Source organism: Pseudomonas sp. KH_046_1 (assembly GCF_057839025.1).
Window position 1 is genome coordinate 3,233,815 of sequence record NZ_CM174481.1, and the last position, 15,558, is coordinate 3,249,372.

Annotated in this window: 15 protein-coding genes; 5 read left to right on the forward strand and 10 right to left on the reverse strand. The window is 61.5% G+C overall.

What is annotated here, in order from left to right; genetic code table 11:
* The first annotated feature begins 105 nt into the window (after nt 1–105).
* Nucleotides 106–315 carry a hypothetical protein gene (locus tag AC3IT9_RS14910; protein WP_150723746.1) on the forward strand — a complete coding sequence of 70 codons (210 nt, stop codon included), beginning with the start codon at nt 106–108 and terminating at the stop codon, nt 313–315.
* Between the two features lie 80 nt (nt 316–395).
* Here AC3IT9_RS14910 and AC3IT9_RS14915 read toward each other — a convergent pair whose 3' ends face one another.
* From AC3IT9_RS14915 to zapE, 3 genes are all read right to left on the reverse strand, one after another.
* Nucleotides 396–887, reverse strand: coding sequence for a GNAT family N-acetyltransferase (locus tag AC3IT9_RS14915; RefSeq protein WP_150723745.1), 492 nt, complete (start codon nt 885–887; stop codon nt 396–398).
* 117 nt (nt 888–1,004) lie between these two features.
* Nucleotides 1,005–1,586, reverse strand: coding sequence for a DinB family protein (locus AC3IT9_RS14920; protein ID WP_489270219.1), 582 nt, complete (start codon nt 1,584–1,586; stop codon nt 1,005–1,007).
* A 15-nt stretch (nt 1,587–1,601) separates the two neighbouring features.
* Entirely contained in the window at nt 1,602–2,720 is a 1,119-nt protein-coding gene (gene zapE, locus AC3IT9_RS14925; RefSeq protein ID WP_150723743.1) for a cell division protein ZapE, read from the reverse strand.
* A 159-nt stretch (nt 2,721–2,879) separates the two neighbouring features.
* On the opposite strand from zapE, the gene AC3IT9_RS14930 reads away from it, so the two are divergent.
* Nucleotides 2,880–3,932 carry an aldo/keto reductase gene (locus AC3IT9_RS14930; protein WP_150753573.1) on the forward strand — a complete coding sequence of 351 codons (1,053 nt, stop codon included), beginning with the start codon at nt 2,880–2,882 and terminating at the stop codon, nt 3,930–3,932.
* A gap of 114 nt (nt 3,933–4,046) precedes the next feature.
* Here AC3IT9_RS14930 and speB read toward each other — a convergent pair whose 3' ends face one another.
* On the reverse strand, nt 4,047–5,006 hold the full coding sequence (gene speB, locus AC3IT9_RS14935) for an agmatinase (protein ID WP_489270220.1): 960 nt from the start codon (nt 5,004–5,006) through the stop codon (nt 4,047–4,049).
* A 21-nt stretch (nt 5,007–5,027) separates the two neighbouring features.
* Entirely contained in the window at nt 5,028–6,119 is a 1,092-nt protein-coding gene (locus AC3IT9_RS14940; RefSeq protein ID WP_150723740.1) for a polyamine ABC transporter substrate-binding protein, read from the reverse strand.
* Between the two features lie 101 nt (nt 6,120–6,220).
* Here AC3IT9_RS14940 and AC3IT9_RS14945 point away from each other — a divergent pair, with 101 nt between their 5' ends.
* The 3 genes from AC3IT9_RS14945 to AC3IT9_RS14955 all read left to right on the forward strand — a co-directional run bounded on the left by AC3IT9_RS14945 (nt 6,221) and on the right by AC3IT9_RS14955 (nt 9,539).
* The gene (locus tag AC3IT9_RS14945; RefSeq protein ID WP_150757054.1) at nt 6,221–7,114 is read left to right on the forward strand and encodes a LysR family transcriptional regulator; all 894 of its coding nucleotides are present in this window, start codon (nt 6,221–6,223) and stop codon (nt 7,112–7,114) included.
* A 163-nt stretch (nt 7,115–7,277) separates the two neighbouring features.
* Nucleotides 7,278–8,384 (forward strand): enoyl-CoA hydratase/isomerase family protein, encoded by a 1,107-nt coding sequence (locus tag AC3IT9_RS14950; RefSeq protein WP_150753570.1) that lies wholly within the window; start codon nt 7,278–7,280, stop codon nt 8,382–8,384.
* 3 nt (nt 8,385–8,387) lie between these two features.
* Nucleotides 8,388–9,539: an acyl-CoA dehydrogenase family protein gene (locus AC3IT9_RS14955; protein ID WP_007970104.1), complete on the forward strand. Its 1,152-nt coding sequence runs from the start codon at nt 8,388–8,390 to the stop codon at nt 9,537–9,539.
* Nucleotides 9,540–9,716: 177 nt separating this feature from the next.
* Here the strand turns inward: AC3IT9_RS14955 and AC3IT9_RS14960 are convergent, their stop codons facing one another.
* The 5 genes from AC3IT9_RS14960 to AC3IT9_RS14980 form a co-directional block, all read right to left on the reverse strand.
* Nucleotides 9,717–10,490, reverse strand: a complete 774-nt coding sequence (locus AC3IT9_RS14960; RefSeq protein ID WP_056724587.1) for an enoyl-CoA hydratase — start codon at nt 10,488–10,490, stop codon at nt 9,717–9,719.
* Between the two features lie 30 nt (nt 10,491–10,520).
* A complete protein-coding gene (locus AC3IT9_RS14965) occupies nt 10,521–11,648 on the reverse strand; it encodes an acyl-CoA dehydrogenase (RefSeq protein ID WP_223444604.1) in 1,128 nt (375 codons plus the stop codon).
* Nucleotides 11,649–11,788: 140 nt separating this feature from the next.
* Complete coding sequence (locus tag AC3IT9_RS14970) at nt 11,789–12,982, reverse strand: acetyl-CoA C-acyltransferase (RefSeq protein ID WP_489270222.1); 1,194 nt, start codon at nt 12,980–12,982, stop codon at nt 11,789–11,791.
* Between the two features lie 12 nt (nt 12,983–12,994).
* Nucleotides 12,995–13,756, reverse strand: coding sequence for an SDR family NAD(P)-dependent oxidoreductase (locus AC3IT9_RS14975; protein ID WP_150753566.1), 762 nt, complete (start codon nt 13,754–13,756; stop codon nt 12,995–12,997).
* Nucleotides 13,757–13,772: 16 nt separating this feature from the next.
* Complete coding sequence (locus tag AC3IT9_RS14980; RefSeq protein WP_150753565.1) at nt 13,773–15,437, reverse strand: AMP-binding protein; 1,665 nt, start codon at nt 15,435–15,437, stop codon at nt 13,773–13,775.
* Nucleotides 15,438–15,558 lie beyond the last annotated feature (121 nt).

Genomic DNA, 15,558 nt, shown 5'->3' on the forward strand with positions numbered 1-15,558 from the left:
GAAGTTAATTCCCATTTAACCGAATCGGCGGATAATGCCATTTCGACACTGCTTCATTGATTCATGGACGAAAGGCATCCGACATCTGTAAGTGGGAGGCAAACCATGAAACGCACCGCAATGATTCTCGCCGGCCTGATGGCTTTGGGCTCAACCAGCGCTTTTGCCGAAGGTGGAGCCGAACGCATGCGCTATTACTACGAAAGCCTGCGACTGGCCCAGCAACAAGCTCTGGGCCACCCTATCCAAAGCACTGAGCTGCGGGTCCCGGACGATCAAACCGCACAAATGACTGAAACCTACAGACCGAAATGATCCATGGCCTCCTGACTGCGGCTCTACAGTCGGAGAAGACTACAGGGCGTCCTGATCGGCGCCCTTTTTTGCCTGTTGAGTCAGAGGCTCTTGGTCCAGAACAGCATTCGACCATGAGCCGGGTCGAACATGCCGGCAGCGAAACCGGCTTTTTCATACGAACCCTGCGCCACGGCATTGCCTTCCAGCACTTCCAGGGTGAGCTTGCAGCAGCCACGTTGACGGGCGATGTCCTCGACCTTTTGCAGCATCTTCTGGCTCAAGCCCAGGCCGCGAAATTTTTTCACCACCGACACATCGTGCACATTGACCAGCGGCCGGCAGGCAAAGGTCGAGAACCCCTCGAAGCAATTGACCAGCCCGGCCGGCTCGCCACCGACAAAGGCCAGCACGCTGAAAGCGTGGGGGCGCCTGGCGAGCTCTGCCGGGAGTTGCGCCAGTACATTGGCTGGCAACGGCTGACCGCCTCCCATCGGGTCCTCGGCGTAGTGGTTCAACACCAGACAAATAGCCTCGGCATGCACCGGATTGGTGTAACTGGCCTGAAGCACAAGAATTTCTGCGGAGTCCATTTCCATCCTCGATCACACATGAAGTAGCCCCCAGCATGTATTTCACGCTGAAGTGCCGGCAGACCATAGCGCGAGCACCGTGGTACCGACAATCGCAACCGCGCAAATTTTTGGCGCTCAAGCGCCCCAGATCAAGGCTTCGGTCCATCCCAGCTCGGCAAAATCCTCGGCGCGCAAGTGCGACTCTCCGGCGCAGAAAAACTCGTCGAGTTGCGGTGGCTGGACCGAGGTGCCGCTGAGCATGGCGTGAACCTGGCCGCGGTGATGGATCTGGTGTTCAAACAAATGGGACAGCAGGCGCAAACGACTGTCGTGTTGCGGGGTGTCGCGGGCGATGGTCACGATTTTGCCGAGGTCGGCGTCGCGCATCTGTTCGCAGTAGGCGATCAGCCGGCGGTCGACGTGGGCCTGTTCGCCAATCAGGTCCGTTGCCGTGAGGCAGGGCTCGTCTTCCTTGAAAAACACCCGGCAATCGGGATGCGGATCGTCGCCGCGCAGTTCGCGCTCCAGGGCGTCCACATAAAACCAGTCACAGGTGAGGATGTGGTTGAGCGTGGCGCGGATCGTCGGGAAGAAGCTGACCCGGGGTGCGCTCAGTTCCTGCGGGCTCAACTGACGCCAGGCCTTGGCCAGTCGGTGATTGGCCCACGCGTTTTGATAGGCCATGGTCAGCAAATGGTGTGACAGGGGCTGATTCATGTTCGCTGCTCCCGATCAAACTTCGGCAAACCGTTGCAGTTGCATTTCCTGCAATCGACTGAGGGTGCGGCGGAACGGGAACTCCAGATAACCCTCGGTGTAAAGCGACGCCATCGGCACCTGCGCCTCAAGGTACAGCGGTACCTTGCGGTCGTAGCACTCGTCGACCAGGGCAATGAACCGTCGCACCCCGTCGTCATGCACCGACAACTGCGGCAACTCGCGATCTCCCGCGTCCACTCGCTCGACACCGTCCTCGGTGCCGCGGGCAATGCGCCCGGCGCGTTTCTGTGCGCTGAGGTTGGGCACGTCACTCAACAGAATAGCGCCGTAGGTATCGCACAGGGCGATGAAATCCATGGCGGCGAAGGGTTGCTCGCACAACGCGGCATAACGGGTCCAGAGCACTGTCGGGCCGGCCTTGATCACCTCAAGGGAACGGTAGCCGACCTGGATCGGCTCGCTCGATACTGACTGGCCGACGCTTAATACCTGAAACACTTCATCCAGCGCGCCGGGTCTGCCGGGCTCGGCCACCCAATAACGTTGCGAAGCGGCCCCCGGATGCAGGCGATGATCTTCCCCGCCATCCACTGCAATCACCTGCATGTGCTGCTTGATCGCCGCGATGGCGGGCATGAAGCGGTCGCGATTGAAGCCGTCGGCGTACAACTGGTCCGGTGGCAGATTGGACGTGCAGACCACCACCACGCCCTGTTCGAACATCACCTGGAACAGCCGCCCGAGAATAATCGCGTCGCCGATGTCGTTGACGAACAACTCATCGAAACACAGAACGCGCACTTCTTCGGCCAGTTCACGGGCCAACGCCTTGAGCGGATCAGCGGTGCCGGTCAGTTGAAACGAGCGCTGGTGCACCCAGCCCATGAAGTGGTGAAAGTGCTGGCGCCGCGCCGGTACTCGCAGGCTTTGGTAGAACTGGTCCATCAACCAGGTCTTGCCCCGCCCCACCGGCCCCCACAGGTACACGCCGGAAATGGGCGCGCGGCCTTCGTGCAGCGCTTCGTGGCATTTTTGCAGGGCCCACACGGCATGTTCCTGGGCCTCGTCCTGGACGAAGCCCTTTTGTTCGATGGCATGCTGCCAGGCGCTTAAGGGGGAATCGATAGTCATGGGCGGCAGTATGCCATTGCGAATGAAAAACGTGACCGGTGATCGGCGGTTTTATGCAGAAAGGAAAAGCGCCTTGACGCATTAGATTACTGGCATCATATTTAATAGATGTTGCTGGTAATCTAATAAGCCTTGTCGCCATCACTCTGGAGTCATCCCATGCATTACAAAGTTTTCGGTCGTAAAACCGGCTTGCGGGTTTCCGAACTGGCGCTGGGCGCCGGTAATTTCGGTACCGGTTGGGGCCATGGCGCCGAGCGTGACGAAGCCAGACGGATTTTTGATGGCTATCTGGAAGCCGGTGGCAATTTCATCGATACCGCCAACGGCTATCAGGGCGGGCAGTCCGAGGCCATGCTCAGCGAATTCATCGCCGCAGAGCGGGATCGCCTGGTCATCGCCACCAAATACACCCTCGGGACTACACCGGCGGCCGGCATTTCCCACACTGGCAACAGCCGCAAGAACATGGTGCGTGCCGTCGAAGAAAGCCTCAAACGGCTGAAGACCGAGCATATCGACCTGTTCTGGGCGCACATGAGCGACGGCGTCACGCCCATGGAAGAGATCCTGCGCGGCTTCGACGACCTGGTCAGTGCCGGCAAGATTCATTACGCCGGGCTGTCGAACTTCCCCGCCTGGCGCATCGCCCGTGCCGACCTGCTGGCCGAGGTACGTGGTTTTGCGCCGATTGCTGCGATCCAGGTCGAGTACAGCCTCGCCGAACGCACCGCTGAGCGTGAGCAACTGCCGATGGCCGAAGCCCTGGGCCTGGCCGCGACCTTGTGGTCGCCGCTGGGTGGCGGCTTCCTCACCGGTAAGTATCGCAACAGTGAAGGCGACAACCGCGCGAACAAGCTCGGCGTGCTGATTCACGCCGAAAAAAGCGCCCGCGAAACCGCCCTGCTCGACACCTTGATCGATGTCGCCGCCGAACTGGACGCCAGCCCGACCCACGTGGCCATCGCCTGGTTGCGGGAAAAGGCCAGGCGCTCGACCACGGCGCTGATCCCGATCCTCGGCTCCCGGACCCGGGAGCAACTGGACGCCACGTTAGGTGCGCTGAATGTGCAGTTGAGTGCTGAGCATTTGGCACGACTGGACGGTGTCAGTGACGTGGCCAAAGGCGTGCCGCACGAATCCATTTCCGGTTCGTCCGCACGGTTCAGCGGTGGTCAGATCCTCGACCTGCCGATCATTCCGGTGGCCTGACACAAATCAAAACTGTAGGAGCGAGCCTGCTCGCGATGAGGCCCTGCCAGTCAACAGAGATGTTGAAGGCAAGACCGCCATCGCGAGCAAGCTCGCTCCCACAGGGTTTGTGTACTACTTATCGACCTTGTGTTTGGCCGCATACAGACACAGCATCTCCATCGCCAGCGTCGCCGCCGCCAGTGACGTGATCTCCGCGCTGTCATAGGCCGGTGCCACTTCCACCACGTCCATGCCCACCAGGTTGATCCCGCGCAGACCACCGAGAATCTCCAGCGCCTGCACCGTGCTCAAGCCGCCGCACACCGGTGTTCCGGTACCCGGAGCGAACGCCGGATCGAGGCAGTCGATGTCGAAGGTCAGGTACACCGGGTTGTCGCCGACCCGCGCGCGAATCGCTTCGACAATCGCCTCGCAGCCACGACGATGCACTTGCCGCGCGTCCAGCACTTGAAAGCCTTGATGATCGTCGTTGGTGGTGCGCAAGCCGATTTGTACCGAGCGCGACGGGTCCACCAGCCCTTCTTTGGCCGCGTGCCAGAACATGGTGCCATGGTCGATGCGCTTGCCCTCTTCGTCCGGCCAGGTGTCGCTGTGGGCGTCGAAGTGGATCAGCGACAGCGCCCCGTGCTTGCGGGCATGGGCCTTGAGCAGCGGATAGGTGATGAAATGGTCGCCGCCAAAAGTCAGCATCGCCGTGCCGGCGTTGAGGATGTGCTCGGCGTGGGCCTCAATCATTTCGGGCGTTGACTGCGGCGAGCCGTAATCGAAATCGCAATCGCCGTAGTCGATGACAGCCAGGTGATCGAACGGATCAAACGTCCACGGCCAGTGCCGTTCCCAGGCGATCCCGGCAGAGGCGGCACGAATGCCCCGTGGTCCGAAGCGTGCGCCGGGGCGGTTGCTGGTGGCGGTGTCGAACGGCACGCCACTGACGGCCACATCAACGCCACGCAGGTCACGACTGTAGCGGCGACGCATGAAACTGGTGATACCGGCGTAGGTACTTTCAGCAGCTGTGCCGTATAGGCTGTCACGGGTAAGGGCTTGATCGTTCTGCATCGGGACGTCCATTTAAGGCTCCTTCTTTATGTCTTATTGGCGGCTACGGAAAGTGGTCCACAAGCGGGTGCGCTGGCGCATGTCCTTGAGGTTCATGCTGCGGTCGGCGTACAGCCGTTCCCGCACGTCAGCCAACGGGTAGATGTCCGGATCGGTGCGCACCGCTTCATCCACCAGCGGCGTGGCGGCCTGGTTGGCGGTAGCGAAGAACAAGGTGTTGGTCAGTGCCGCGACGGACTCGGGGCGCAACATGAACTCGATAAAGGCGCGGGCAGCTTCGGGGTGCGGCGCGTCCTTGGGGATCGCCAGGTTGTCCTGCCACACGAGGGTGCCTTCCCTGGGAATCCGGTAGGCGATTTCATAGGGTTTGTCGGCCTTGCGTGCCTGGTCGGCGGCCATGCTCGCATCGCCGTTGTAGGTCAATGCCAGGCACACGCTGCCATTGGCCAGGTCGCTGATCTGCCGCCCGGTGGCGACGTACAGCACGTTCGGCTGTAGCTGATGCAGCAACGCCTCGGCGGCTGACAGATCCTTCTTGTCCGTGCTGTAGGGATCTTTACCCAGATAATGCAGCGCCAGCCCGATCACCTCCTGGGGCGAGTCGAGAATGGCGATGCCGCAGTCTTTCAACTTGCTCGCGTACTCGGGTTTGAACAGCAGGTCCAGGCTGTTGAGCGGCACGTCCGGCAAGCGCTGCTTGACCGCCTCGACGTTAATGCCCAAACCCAGGGTGCCCCAGGTGTAAGGCACGCCGTAACGGTTGCCTGGATCGACGGCGGCGAGTTTTTCCAGCAAGTCCGGATCGAGGTTGGCGTAACCCTTGAGGCCTTCGTGGGGAATCGGTTTCAACGCCCCCGCCGCAAGACCCCGGGCCAGCACGCTGGAGGACGGCACCACCACGTCATAACCGCTGCCGCCGGTGAGCAACTTGGTCTCCAGTACTTCCGAAGAGTCGAAGGTGTCGTAGCGCACATGGATGCCGGTTTCCTGCTCGAACCGCTGCAGGGTTTCGGGTGCCACGTAATCGGCCCAACTGTACAGATTGACCACCTTGTCTTCGGCTTGGGCCGAGGCGGCCATGGCAAGGAACAGCGCGGGTAAACACAGCTTGAACATGGGAGCCATGACGAACACCTGACCAGAGGAAGTGGATGCAGGATGCGTCGTCGGATACATTGGTAAAATATCAAGTTAATTAACCTGACTTTATGACGGAGTAATGTTTGATGCTCGGCCAACTCCACGATCTGGATCTGCAATTGTTGCGTCTGTTTGTCAGCGTGGTGGAGTGCGGCGGCTTCAGCGCCGCTCAGGGCGAATTGGGATTGAGCCAGTCGAGCATCAGCCAGCAAATGGCCAAACTGGAAACGCGCCTTGGCTATCGGCTATGCAGTCGTGGCAAGGGCGGGTTCCGGATCACGCCCAAGGGCGAACAACTGCTCAGCGCCACCCGTGGATTGTTCCAGTCCATCGAAGCCTTCCGTCATCAATCCAATGGCGTGGCCGGACGCTTGATTGGCGAAGTGCGCCTGGGCCTGTCCGAAGCCCTGGATCAATCGGTGCTGCAACGGGTGGCCGAGGCGATCCGACGCTTCCGTGAACGGGACGAGTCAGTGCGCATCGAACTGATCAGTGCCATGCCCGGTGAAATGGAGCGCCTGCTACTGCAACAGCGGCTGGACCTGGCCATCGGCTATTTCTCGCAAGTGCAAAGCGCGTTTGACTACCGCCAATTGTTCATTGAAACCCAGCATCTGTATTGCGCCCCCGGCCATCCGCTGTTCACCAACCCGAACCCGGACGATCAGGATCTGCAAGCCTGCGACCGGGTCGACCACCCCTATCGCTTCCTGCGCAGTGACGAACCCTTCCAGGGCAAGTTGTGTTCGGCACGCTCCGAACAAGTCGAAGGCACCCTCGCCTTCATCCTTTCCGGCAGGCATGTCGGTTACTTGCCCAGCCACTTCGCTCGTGGCTGGGAAGACAAGGGTTTGCTCAGGGCCGTGCGCCGAGGCGACATGAGTTTTGATGTCGAGTTTCATCTGGCCCGGCACCGGGCACAGGTGGCCGGCGAGGCGCAGAAGGCGTTCGAAGAGGATCTGCTCGCGGCGTTTGCCTGAATTGGCCTTGGTCTACGCTGTAACAATACCGGACACCGACATGCAAAATTGCACAAATAACCTGCACTTATTCGGGTTGTACAAGGCAAATTTGCACTGATACGATCCTTCATCGCTCGCGCGCGAGCATCTCGATAAAGACAATAAAAGCAGGGAGTTAGTGATGACTGCTCAGGTTTCATCGAAGGGGGCGCAGTTCATGGATGCCCTGCAAAACGAAGTGCTGGCCGAGGTTCGCAACCACATTGGTCACCTGACCCTCAACCGCCCCGCCGGCCTCAATGCCCTCACCCTGGACATGGTACGCAACCTGCACCGCCAGCTCGACGCATGGGCCCAGGATCCGCAAGTCCATGCCGTGGTCTTGCGTGGTGCCGGGGAAAAAGCCTTCTGTGCCGGTGGTGACATTCGCTCGCTGCATGACAGCTTCAAAAGCGGCGACACCCTGCATGAAGATTTCTTCGTCGAGGAGTACGCCCTCGACCTCGCGATTCACCACTACCGCAAACCGGTGCTGGCCCTGATGGACGGTTTTGTCCTCGGTGGCGGCATGGGCCTGGTGCAAGGCGCGGACTTGCGCGTGGTCACCGAGAAAAGCCGCCTGGCCATGCCGGAAGTCGGCATCGGCTACTTCCCGGACGTCGGCGGCAGTTACTTCCTGCCGCGCATCCCCGGTGAACTGGGGATTTACCTCGGCGTCAGCGGCGTTCAGATTCGTGCCGCCGATGCGCTGTATTGCGGCCTGGCCGACTGGTACATCGAAAGCGCCAAGCTGGGCACGCTGGACGAAAAACTCGACCAGCTCGAATGGCACGACACGCCACTCAAGGATCTGCAAGGCCTGCTGGCAACACTCGCCAGGCAGCATCTGCCTGATGCGCCACTGGCGACCTTGCGCCCGGCCATCGACCACTTCTTCGCCCAACCCGATGTGCCGAGTATTGTGAAGCAACTGCGTCAGGTAGCGGTTGCCGACAGCCATGAGTGGGCCGTCACCACCGCCGACCTGCTGGAAACCCGCTCGCCGCTGGCCATGGCCGTGACCCTGGAAATGCTCCGTCGCGGACGCGAGCTGCCGCTTGAACAATGTTTCGCCCTTGAGCTGCACCTGGACCGCCAGTGGTTCGAGCGCGGCGACCTGATCGAAGGCGTGCGCGCCTTGCTGATCGACAAAGACAAGACACCGCGCTGGAACCCGCCCACCCTCGAGGCGCTGGACGCCGAACACGTGGCGAGCTTCTTCAGCGAGTTTGACCAGAGCGAGAACTGAGCCATGCACGATATCGAATTGAGCGAAGAGCAAGTCATGATCCGCGACATGGCCCGGGATTTTGCCCGCGGCGAAATCGCGCCCCATGCCCAGGCCTGGGAAAAGGCCGGCTGGATCGATGACGGTCTGGTGGCGAAGATGGGCGAACTGGGCCTGCTGGGCATGGTGGTCCCCGAGGAATGGGGCGGCACCTATGTCGATTACGTGGCCTACGCCCTGGCGGTAGAAGAAATTTCCGCCGGCGACGGTGCTACCGGCGCCTTCATGAGCATCCACAACTCCGTGGGCTGCGGGCCGGTGCTCAACTACGGCAGTGAAGAACAGAAACAGACCTGGCTGGCGGATCTGGCCAGTGGAAAGGTCATCGGCTGCTTCTGCCTGACCGAACCCCAGGCCGGTTCCGAGGCGCACAACCTGCGCACCCGCGCCGAACTGCGCGACGGTCAGTGGGTGATCAACGGCGCCAAGCAGTTCGTCAGCAATGGCAAGCGCGCCAAGCTGGCGATTGTGTTTGCCGTGACCGATCCGGATTTGGGCAAGCGCGGTATCTCGGCGTTCCTGGTACCGACCGACACTGCCGGTTTTATCGTGGATCGCACCGAACACAAGATGGGCATCCGCGCTTCCGACACCTGCGCTGTCACCCTGAACAACTGCACCATCCCCGAAGCCAATCTGCTCGGCGAGCGCGGAAAAGGCCTGGCCATCGCCCTGTCCAACCTCGAAGGCGGCCGCATCGGCATCGCCGCCCAGGCACTGGGCATCGCCCGCGCGGCGTTCGAAGCGGCGCTGGCCTACTCCCGTGATCGTGTGCAGTTCGGCAAAACGATCAATGAACACCAGAGCATCGCCAACCTGCTGGCCGACATGCACATGCAGTTGAACGCCGCGCGACTGATGATCCTGCACGCAGCCCGCCTGCGCACGGCCGGCAAACCCTGCCTGTCGGAGGCGTCACAAGCCAAGCTGTTTGCGTCGGAAATGGCGGAAAAGGTCTGCTCGTCCGCCATTCAGATTCATGGCGGCTATGGGTATCTGGAAGATTATCCGGTGGAGAAGTACTACCGGGATGCGCGGATCACGCAGATCTACGAAGGGTCGAGCGAGATTCAGCGGATGGTGATTGCCCGCGAACTGAAGAACTACCTGGTGTGAAGCCCTGTAGGAGCGAGCTCGCTCGCGATGGAGGTCAACGATGACGCAGGGCACCTGAATCAACCCGTTGCCCTCAGGTTTTTCGCGAGCAGGCTCGCTCCTACAAGGGATCTCATAAACGCTGAGGTCCAATGTGGGAGCGAGCCTGCTCGCGATGAGGCCCGCAAGACCGCTACTTTACTTGCCTTGGAACTCAGCCTCACGCTTGGCAATAAACGCCGCCATCCCTTCCTTCTGATCCTGCGTCGCAAACGCCGCATGGAACACCCGACGCTCGAAGCGCACGCCTTCAGCCAGGCTCACTTCAAAGGCACGGTTGACGCTTTCCTTGACCATCATCGCAATCGGCAGCGACTTCTTGGCGATCAACGCCGCGACTTTCAACGCTTCATCCAGCAGCTCATCGCTCGGTACGATACGCGCCACGATGCCGCAACGCTCCGCTTCCACGGCATCGATCAAGCGGCCGCTCAGGCACATTTCCATGGCCTTGGCCTTGCCCACCGCGCGGGTCAGGCGCTGGGTGCCGCCCATGCCCGGCAGCACGCCGAGATTGATTTCCGGCTGACCGAATCGGGCGTTGTCGCCGGCCAGGATGAAGTCGCACATCAGCGCCAGTTCGCAGCCACCGCCCAAAGCGAAACCGTTGACCGCCGCGATGATCGGCTTGCGGCGGTTGGCCACGCGATCGCTGTCGCTGAACAGGTCGTCGATGTAGATCTGCGGATAGGTCAGCTCGGCCATTTCCTTGATGTCGGCACCGGCGGCGAAGGCTTTTTTCGAACCGGTCAGGACGATGCAGCCGATGTTCGAGTCAGCCTCGAAGCCATCGAGGGCCTGGTTCAGTTCGCTGACGATCTGCGCGTTCAACGCATTCAGCGCTTGTGGACGGTTGAGGGTGATCAGGCCAACGCGGCCGTGGGTTTCCAGCAAAATCGTTTCGTAGTTCAGCTCTTTGTCGCTCACAGGGGGGACTCCTTCTTATAAGTTGCGCGAAATGACCATGCGCTGAATATCGCTGGTGCCTTCGTAGATCTGGCAGACCCGCACGTCGCGGTAGATCCGTTCCAGCGGGAAGTCGTTGAGGTAACCGTAGCCGCCAAGGGTTTGCAGCGCCGAGGAGCATACCTTCTCGGCCATTTCCGAGGCGAACAGTTTGGCCATCGACGCTTCGACCAGCGCTGGCTTGCCGCTGTCGCGCAGGGCGGCGGCGTAATGCACCATTTGCCGCGCCACAGCGATCTGGGTGGCCATGTCCGCCAGGCGGAAGGCCACGGCCTGGTGCTCGATGATCGGCTTGCCGAAGCTCTCGCGCTCACGGGCGTAATCGCGAGCCGCTTCGAAGGCGGCGCGGGCCATGCCCACCGATTGCGAAGCGATGCCGACGCGGCCGCCTTCAAGGTTGGCCAGGGCAATCCTGTAGCCTTCGCCCTCCTCGCCCAAACGGTTGGCCAGCGGCACCTTCACGTCTTCGAAGAGAATCTGGCAGGTGTCGGACGCATGCTGGCCGAGCTTGTCTTCGACCCGCGCAACGGTGTAGCCCGGCGAATCGGTCGGCACGATAAAGGCGCTGATGCCGCGTTTGCCCGCGCTCGGATCGGTCACTGCAAATACGATCACCACCCCGGCATTCTGCCCTGAGGTGATGAACTGCTTGCAGCCGTTGAGCACGTAATGATCGCCTTCCAGGCGCGCACGGGTTTTCAGGCCACTGGCGTCGGAACCGGCCTGGGGCTCGGTCAGGGCGAAAGCGCCGAGCATCGCACCGCTGGCCAGTGGTTTGAGGAAGCGCTCTTTCTGCTCATCCGTGCCGTAGTTGAGGATCGGCACGCAGCCCACGGAGTTGTGCACGCTCATGATGGTCGAGCAGGCGCCATCGCCGGCGGCGATTTCTTCCAGCGCCATGGCGTAGGCCAGGTAACCGGTGTCACATCCGCCCCACTGCTCCGGCACCAGCATGCCGAAAAAGCCCAGTGCGGCCATCTCGCCGATGGCTTCCTTGGGAAAGCGATGCTCGCGGTCCCACTCGGCGGCGAACGGTTTCAGCCGTTCCTGGGCAAAGTCCCGGGCCATGTCGCGGATTTGTTGTTGGTCGTCATTGGGGATCATGGTGAATCCTTGAATCAAGCTAAATGCGAGTCTCTGTGGGAGCGAGCTTGCTCGCGATAGCGGTGGGTCAGATAACAATAAAGTTGACTGACACGGCCTCATCGCGAGCAAGCTCGCTCCCACAGGGATTGGTGTTGGCCTCAGTAGAGGCATTCCACGGCCATGGCCGTCGCTTCACCGCCGCCGATACAAATCGCTGCAACGCCACGTTTCAAGCCTTTCTGGCGCAGGGCCGACAGCAGGGTCACCAGAATTCGCGCACCGGACGCGCCGATCGGGTGCCCGAGGGCGCAAGCACCGCCGTGCACGTTGAGCTTCTCGTGGGGGATTTCCAGATGAGTCATCGCGGCCATGCCGACCACGGCGAAGGCTTCGTTGACTTCCACCAGATCGACGTCATTGAGCGACCAGCCGGTTTTCTTCATCAGTTTCTTGATTGCACCGATTGGCGCCACCGGGAACAGGCCCGGGGTGTCGGCGAACGCGGCGTGGCCATGGATCACCGCCAGTGGCTTCAGGCCTTGCTTCTGTGCCTGCGACTGGCGCATCAGCACCAACGCGGCGGCACCGTCGGAGATCGAACTGGAGTTGGCCGCCGTCACTGTACCGCCTTCGCGGAACGCCGGTTTCAACGAAGCGATCTTGTCCAGCCTGGCTTTTGGCGGCTGCTCGTCATTGCTGATCACCACCTGCTCTTTGCCGACCGTCACGGTTAGCGAGACGATTTCGTCCTTGAAGCTGCCGTCCTTGATCGCCTGCTGCGCGCGAGTGGTCGAGGCAATGGCGAACGCGTCCTGGGCTTCACGGCTGAAGCTGTTGGTTTCGGCGCATTCTTCGGCGAAGGTGCCCATCAGGCGGCCCTTGTCGTAGGCGTCTTCGAGGCCGTCGAGGAACATCGAGTCCTGCACCCGGCCATGGCCCATGCGGTAGCCGGCACGGGCGCGGTCCAGCAGGTAAGGCGCGTTGGACATGCTTTCCATGCCACCGGCGACCACCACGTCGGCACTGCCCGCCACCAGCATGTCATGGGCCAGAATCGCCGCTTCCATGCCGGAACCGCACATCTTGTTCAGGGTGGTGCAGCGGGTCGATTTATCCAGCCCCGCGCCCAGCGCCGCCTGACGCGCAGGGGCCTGGCCAAGGCCTGCCGGCAGTACGCAGCCGAACAACACCTCGTCGACGCTATCACTGGCAACGCCAGCACGTTCGACGGCGGCCTTGATGGCGGCTGCACCGAGTTGCGGCGCGGTCAGGCTTTTCAGCTCGCCCTGGAAACCGCCCATCGGGGTGCGGACGGCGCTGACGATAACAATTGGATCGTTGGACATTGTCATGACAAATCCTCCTTACTTGGCGGCCATGCGCAAGGCACCGTCGAGACGGATCACCTCGCCGTTGAGCATGCTGTTTTCAATAATATGCTTGACCAGCCCGGCATACTCGCCCGGTTTGCCCAAACGCGGCGGGAATGGCACGCCAGCGGCCAGGGAATCGCGGACTTCCTGGGTCATGCCGGCCATCATCGGCGTCTCGAAGATGCCTGGGGCGATCGTCATGACACGGATGCCGAAACGCGCCAGTTCGCGGGCCGCCGGCAAGGTCAGGCTGACAATCGCGCCCTTGGACGCCGAGTAAGCTGCCTGACCGATCTGACCGTCATAGGCCGCGGCAGACGCGGTGTTGATGATCACGCCGCGCTCGCCATCGGCATCCGCTTCGGTCTCGGCAATCGCCGCTGCCGCAAGACGCAGCATGTTGAAGCTGCCGATCAGGTTGACGTTGATCACCTGGCTGAAACTGGCCAGCGCGTGTGGACCATTCTTGCCGAGAATCTTCTCGCCACGCACGATGCCGGCGCAATTGACCAGACCATTGAGGCCGCCAAAGGCCTTGACCGTCGCCTGCACGGCGGCTTCGGCCGCCGCTTCGTTGCTGATGTCCGCCACCACGCTGTGCGCGCCAAGGCGCTGGGCCTGGGCTGCAACGGCTTCGGCGTTCATGTCCACCAGCATCACTTTCGCGCCAGCGGCGACCAGCACCTCGGCGGTGGCGGCACCTAGGCCGGAAGCGCCACCGGTGACGATAAAAATCTTGTTCTCGATCTGCATCATTGTTTCCCTGGATTCAAGCTGGAAGGTTCTTCGCCGCGGCCTCTTGAGCCTTGGCGATTTCCTGGTTGCGCAAGATAAAGCGCTGCAATTTGCCGCTTGGGGTTTTCGGCAATTCGCTGACAAATTCGATTTCACGGGGGTACGAGTGCGCCGCCAGACGCTTGCGCACGTGTTGGCGCAGCTCTTCGGCCAACTCGGGGGCGGCGCGGTATTGCGCGCTGAGCACGACGAACGCTTTGACCAGTTCGGTGCGCTCCGGATCGGGCTTGCCGACCACTGCAGCCTCGACCACGGCCGGGTGTTCGATCAGCGCACTTTCCACGTCGAACGGGCCAACCCGGTAGCCGGAGGTGGTGATCACGTCATCGCTGCGACCGACGAAGCTGATGCTGCCGTCCGGGTTCCACTCGACGGTGTCGCCACTCAGGTAGTAGTTGCCGACAAAGGCCTTGGTCGGCCCGCCTTCATAGCCGGCGAACCAGCACATCGGCGACTGGCTGCGGTCGATGGCCAGGATGCCCGGCTGGCCAACGCCGAGTTCCTTGTACTCGTCGTCCAGCACCACGATGCGGTGTCCCGGCGAGGCAAAACCGGCGGCGCCCATGTGAATCGGGTGCTCAAGGCCGTGGTGGTTGCACAGCACCATGCCCAGTTCGGTCTGCCCGTAGTGGTCGTGGATGACCACGCCGAGGTTGTCGGCGAACCAGCGGATCACTTCCGGGTTCAGCGGCTCGCCGGCACTACTGACGATGCGCAGCTTGCCCTTGATCGATCTGGCGAATTCATCGCCGCCGGCAATCAGCAAACGGTAGGCCGTCGGCGAACCGGTGAGGTTGGTGATCCCGTACTTGTTGATCACCCGGCAGGTGCTTTCGAGGGTGAACGGGCCATCGTAAAAGGTGATCGGGTGTCCCATGGCCATCGGCCCGGTGACACCGAAATAAATACCGTAGGCCCAACCCGGGTCGGCGACGTTCCAAAACGCGTCTTCCGGGCGCAGATCCACCGCATCGCGGGTGTAGCTCTGGAACGCAACGATGGCCTTGAGCGGCACCGAAAGCGCTTTCGACGGGCCGGTGGTGCCCGAGGTGAACATCAGCAGGAACGGATCTTCGCCGGTCAGCAGCACCGGTTCACAGTCGGCGGAATAATTGGCCAGTTCGGCCCAGAAACTGGAATCGCCACGCACCAGGCCCTGCCCTTTGGCGCCGGTGACGGTCACCGTGGTCGGGCAATCGGCGACTTCGGCGAGTTTCGACCGGTTCACTGCATCGGTCACCACCACCTTGGCGCCAGAGCTGCTCAGGCGATGCTCGATGGCCTTGGGGCCGAACGCGGTAAACAGCGGTTGATACACCGCGCCGATGCGCCAGGTGGCGAACACGGTGATCAACAGTTCGATATTGCGTGGCAACAGGCCGGCCACCTTGTCGCCTTTCTTCACGCCCTGGGCCAGCAGGTAGTTGGCGAAACGCGCGGCCTTGTCCTGCAAGTCGGTGAAGGTGTACGTCGCACCGGTGCCGTCGCGTCCTTCCCAGAACAGCGCAATGCGGCCCGGCAAGGCATGCCGGTCACAGCATTCGACACAGGCGTTGAGGGCCGTCAAATCGCCCGCGAGTGCGGCATCGACGGTGTGCTGATAGTTGAACTGAGAAGTAGCAGACAAGTAATCGCGCATTGCCAGAATCCCTCTGTGTTTTTTATTGGGTTGGGGGAACCGTAATCAACAGGGAAATACTCGCTCTGCGCGGGTTACCGGGCAATGGTCAAAGCTATCAAGTTGTCTGACTGCTTTGGCC

Coding starts and splice junctions, on each gene's coding strand:
- zapE (WP_150723743.1), bottom strand. CDS start 2,720: ATGACTATCGATTCCCCCTTAAGCGCCTGGCAGCATGCCATCGAACAA.
- AC3IT9_RS14910 (WP_150723746.1), top strand. CDS start 106: ATGAAACGCACCGCAATGATTCTCGCCGGCCTGATGGCTTTGGGCTCA.
- AC3IT9_RS14915 (WP_150723745.1), bottom strand. CDS start 887: ATGGACTCCGCAGAAATTCTTGTGCTTCAGGCCAGTTACACCAATCCG.
- AC3IT9_RS14920 (WP_489270219.1), bottom strand. CDS start 1,586: ATGAATCAGCCCCTGTCACACCATTTGCTGACCATGGCCTATCAAAAC.
- AC3IT9_RS14980 (WP_150753565.1), bottom strand. CDS start 15,437: ATGCGCGATTACTTGTCTGCTACTTCTCAGTTCAACTATCAGCACACC.
- AC3IT9_RS14955 (WP_007970104.1), top strand. CDS start 8,388: ATGCACGATATCGAATTGAGCGAAGAGCAAGTCATGATCCGCGACATG.
- AC3IT9_RS14940 (WP_150723740.1), bottom strand. CDS start 6,119: ATGGCTCCCATGTTCAAGCTGTGTTTACCCGCGCTGTTCCTTGCCATG.
- speB (WP_489270220.1), bottom strand. CDS start 5,006: ATGGACGTCCCGATGCAGAACGATCAAGCCCTTACCCGTGACAGCCTA.
- AC3IT9_RS14970 (WP_489270222.1), bottom strand. CDS start 12,982: ATGACAATGTCCAACGATCCAATTGTTATCGTCAGCGCCGTCCGCACC.
- AC3IT9_RS14945 (WP_150757054.1), top strand. CDS start 6,221: ATGCTCGGCCAACTCCACGATCTGGATCTGCAATTGTTGCGTCTGTTT.
- AC3IT9_RS14930 (WP_150753573.1), top strand. CDS start 2,880: ATGCATTACAAAGTTTTCGGTCGTAAAACCGGCTTGCGGGTTTCCGAA.
- AC3IT9_RS14965 (WP_223444604.1), bottom strand. CDS start 11,648: ATGATCCCCAATGACGACCAACAACAAATCCGCGACATGGCCCGGGAC.
- AC3IT9_RS14975 (WP_150753566.1), bottom strand. CDS start 13,756: ATGCAGATCGAGAACAAGATTTTTATCGTCACCGGTGGCGCTTCCGGC.
- AC3IT9_RS14950 (WP_150753570.1), top strand. CDS start 7,278: ATGACTGCTCAGGTTTCATCGAAGGGGGCGCAGTTCATGGATGCCCTG.